The organism is Nocardiopsis sp. NPDC055879, assembly GCF_053615935.1.
Window position 1 is genome coordinate 28,169 of the sequence record NZ_JBSHCT010000037.1, and the last position, 3,323, is coordinate 31,491.

The window sequence follows — 3,323 nt, forward strand, 5'->3', positions numbered from 1 at the left end:
ACTCGCGGGTTGCCGCGAGTTTGCCTCCGGGTTACGTCTTGACTCAATAGATAGTCAGTTCACAAAGGGGTGTGTGCAACGCAACTCACTATTTCTTTGGATTCCTCTGACATTGGGCGACGTTGGGTATACCCCGTGGGACACGGAGTGAGGTGGGGTGACCCCCTCACTCCACGCTCGACCCCGTCTAAGCTGCGAGTATGCGATCGCCCGGACCGACCAGACGGGCCGCTCTCCTGGGCGGTCTCGGTGCCCTCTCCATCGCGGCCGTGAGCGGTTGCTCGAACGACCCCGCGCCCGGTCTCCCCCGGATCGTCGTCGCCACCGGCCCCCCTGGAGCCGTCTACCGCGAGATCGGCGCCGCCCTCGCCCGACTGCTGGACGAACACCTGCCCGACCAAGAGCTCGTCACCGTCGAGACGGGCGCCTCCCACGACAACCTGCGCATGTTGGCCGACGACGAGGCCCATCTCGGCCTCGCCAACCTCGACTCCGTACTCGCCACCGACATCACCACGGAGGGGTCCGCGATCAGCGCGGTGGGCAGGCTCTTCGACAGCTTCGTCCACCTGGCCGTGCGCGAGGACTCCCCCGTGCGGTCGCTCTCCGACATCGAGGGGATGCGGGTCTCCCTGGGCACGGTCAACTCCGGCACCGAGTTCACCGCCGCGCAGATCCTGGATGTCACCGGGGTGCGGCCCGAGGAGGTACGACTCGACCAGGCCGCATCCGCCACGGCCCTCGACGCCGGAGACATCGACGCGATGTTCTCCTTGACCGGGCTCCCCACCCCCGCGATCGCCGACCTCGCCGAGGAACGAGCCCTGCGGCTGGTCGACCTGGCCGACACCGCCGACGCGATGGTCGGCGTGTATCCGGAGTCGTACTTTTCCGCGACCATTCCCGCCACCACCTACAGCGGTATCCCCGCCTGCCCCACCATGTCCATCCCCAACCTGCTCCTGTGCCGCCGGGACCTGCCGGACGAGCTCGTTCGACGGATCACCGAAACCGTGTACACCGGCGCCGCACGCCTGGCCGAACAGCGCCCGGAAGCCGCACAGATCAACGTGCGCACCGGGATCTCCACCGGCGTCGTGCCCCTGCATCCCGGGGCCGAGCAGTGGTATCGGGAGAACAAGCCCGCGTAATACCAGGCCCCGCCTCAGGGCCGCGGAGGCTCATCGTCATCGGACTCCTTCGGGGGGTCGGCCGGTGGCAGGACGATGACCACTCCGAGCCCATTGCGCCCGTCCTCGGCCAGTCCGTCACCCAGGACGAGCCGTCCACCGGACTCCCGAACCAGGTCGGCGACGATCGCCAACCCCAACCCCGTGCCCTCGATGTTCTGGTGGCTGGGAGAGCGCCAGAACCGGCCGAGGGCGGCCTCACGCTCCTCCTCCGGCAACCCCGTGCCGTTGTCGAACACCCCGATCCTTACCTCCTCGCCGTCGTCGACGCGGATCTCGATCCGGTCGCCGCCGGAGAGCCGCATGGCGTTGCTGAACAGCTCGTCGAGGATGCTGCCCAGGCCACCCGCCGGAGCCTGCGCCCACACCCGTTCGGGCAGGTCGGTGACGACCTCGATGCCGCGCGACTCCCCCAGGGCGCGCCACCTGGGAACCCGGGTCTCGACCAGGGCCGTCAACTCCACCGCCTCGCTGCCGGTGACGCTCTCCAGCCGGGTGGCGGCCAGCAGCGAGTTGAGCATCCGATGCATCATCGTGGTCTCGTCGATCGCCACGGCGTGCGCCTCCGCCGCGTCCTCCCCCTTCAGGTAGGGCGCCAGGTTCTCCACCGACAACCGCAGACTCGCCAGAGGGTTGCGCAGCTGGTGGGAGGCCTCCGAGACGAACGCGCGCTGCCGTTCCAGGGCCCGACGCACCACGTCGACCATGGTGTTGAAGGAATCGGTGAGCCTGCGCAGCTCGGGTGGGCCGCGTTCGGCGTCCACGTGCACGTCCAGGTCGCCCGCGGTCACCGCGGTGGTGGCCTCGTCCAGCCGATGGACGGGTTGCAGCACCCACCAGGACAGCGGCAACGAGGCCGCCACCAACAGGGCCAGCGGAATCAGGCTGAGCAGGGTCATCCACCCCCACGCGGTGAGGATGTCGGCACCCAGGCCATCGGTGGAGGAGACCAGCACCACGGCACCGGCGACCTCGCTGTCACGACCGATCGGTTCGGCCACCACCAGCGGATCGGAACTCCACGGCCATACCGTGGTCGGTGGCTCCGGACGTTCTCCGGCCAGGGCCGCGGTGATCCCCGCCCCCATGTCCACGTCCGCGACCAGGGCTCGCATCCGCTCACGGTCTCCGGACCCGGTCACGACCTCCCCGTCGGGGGCGACCACGACCGTCGGGATCCCGTAGAGCTGCTCGTAACGGGACATCTCCTGGGCCAGGGCGTTGTCCCGGTCGGTCTCCAGCGCGGTGCGCGCGAGCGCCGCGAAACGACCGGCGTCCCCCAGCCGGTCGACGTACACCTGCTGGGTCTGCTGTTGGGCGATCACCGCGCCCAGAGGCGCGACAACGGCTCCGACCAGGACGAACGCCACCGGCAACAGGATCGTCAGCAGACGCCTGAGCATGGGTCAGCCCCCGTCGAGCACGTAGCCGACCCCGCGCACCGTACGGATGTGCACGGCGTCCCCCACCTTGTTGCGCAACGAGGCGATGTGGGTGTCCAGGGTTCGCGAGGAGGCCTCCCAGGCGGCGCCCCACACCTGGTCCAGGATCTGGTCTCGGGCCACCACGTTCGGCGCACGGGAGACCAGCAGGCGTAGGAGGTCGAACTCCTTACGCGTCAGTTGCAGGGGTTCGCCGCCGAGTTCGGCCTCCCTGGAGTCGACATCGATGACCAGGTCACCGACCCGCAGCGGCGGGTTCTCGGGCTCGGGTTCGGCCCGCGCCGACCGGGTGCGTCGTAGTACCGCGTCGATGCGCGCGAGGAGTTCGGCCACCCCGAAGGGTTTCACCACGTAGTCGTCGGCCCCGGCTCGCAGGCCCCGCACCCGGTCACGTTCCTCGCTGCGCGCGGTCACCGCGATGATCGCGGTCTGGGGGCGCCGACGCAGGCGGCGCAGGAGGTCGATCCCGTCGGCGTCGGGAAGTCCGAGGTCGAGCAGGACGACGTCCGCGGCCGGCGCCGTGAGCGCCCGCTCCGCGGTGGCCACCCGTTGGACGTCGAAGGAGGCGGAGCGCAGCGCGGTCACCAGCCCGCGTGCCACCCGGTCATCGTCCTCGACCACGAGAATACGCATGGCTAGCCATAGTAGGCAGTGTTCACGGCGGGCGGCCCCACTCCACGCCCTCACCCCC

3 protein-coding genes are annotated in these 3,323 nt (G+C 69.8%); 1 reads left to right on the forward strand and 2 read right to left on the reverse strand.

The features are described from left to right. Positions 1–200: 200 nt before the first annotated feature. Positions 201–1,151: a TAXI family TRAP transporter solute-binding subunit gene (locus ACWGKS_RS28020; protein ID WP_452524664.1), complete on the forward strand. Its 951-nt coding sequence runs from the start codon at positions 201–203 to the stop codon at positions 1,149–1,151. Positions 1,152–1,165: 14 nt separating this feature from the next. On the opposite strand, the gene ACWGKS_RS28025 is transcribed toward ACWGKS_RS28020, so the two are convergent. Then, positions 1,166–2,593, reverse strand: coding sequence for an ATP-binding protein (locus ACWGKS_RS28025; RefSeq protein ID WP_452524666.1), 1,428 nt, complete (start codon positions 2,591–2,593; stop codon positions 1,166–1,168). 3 nt (positions 2,594–2,596) lie between these two features. Further along, positions 2,597–3,265, reverse strand: coding sequence for a response regulator transcription factor (locus ACWGKS_RS28030; protein WP_452524668.1), 669 nt, complete (start codon positions 3,263–3,265; stop codon positions 2,597–2,599). Between the last annotated feature and the right edge of the window lie 58 nt (positions 3,266–3,323).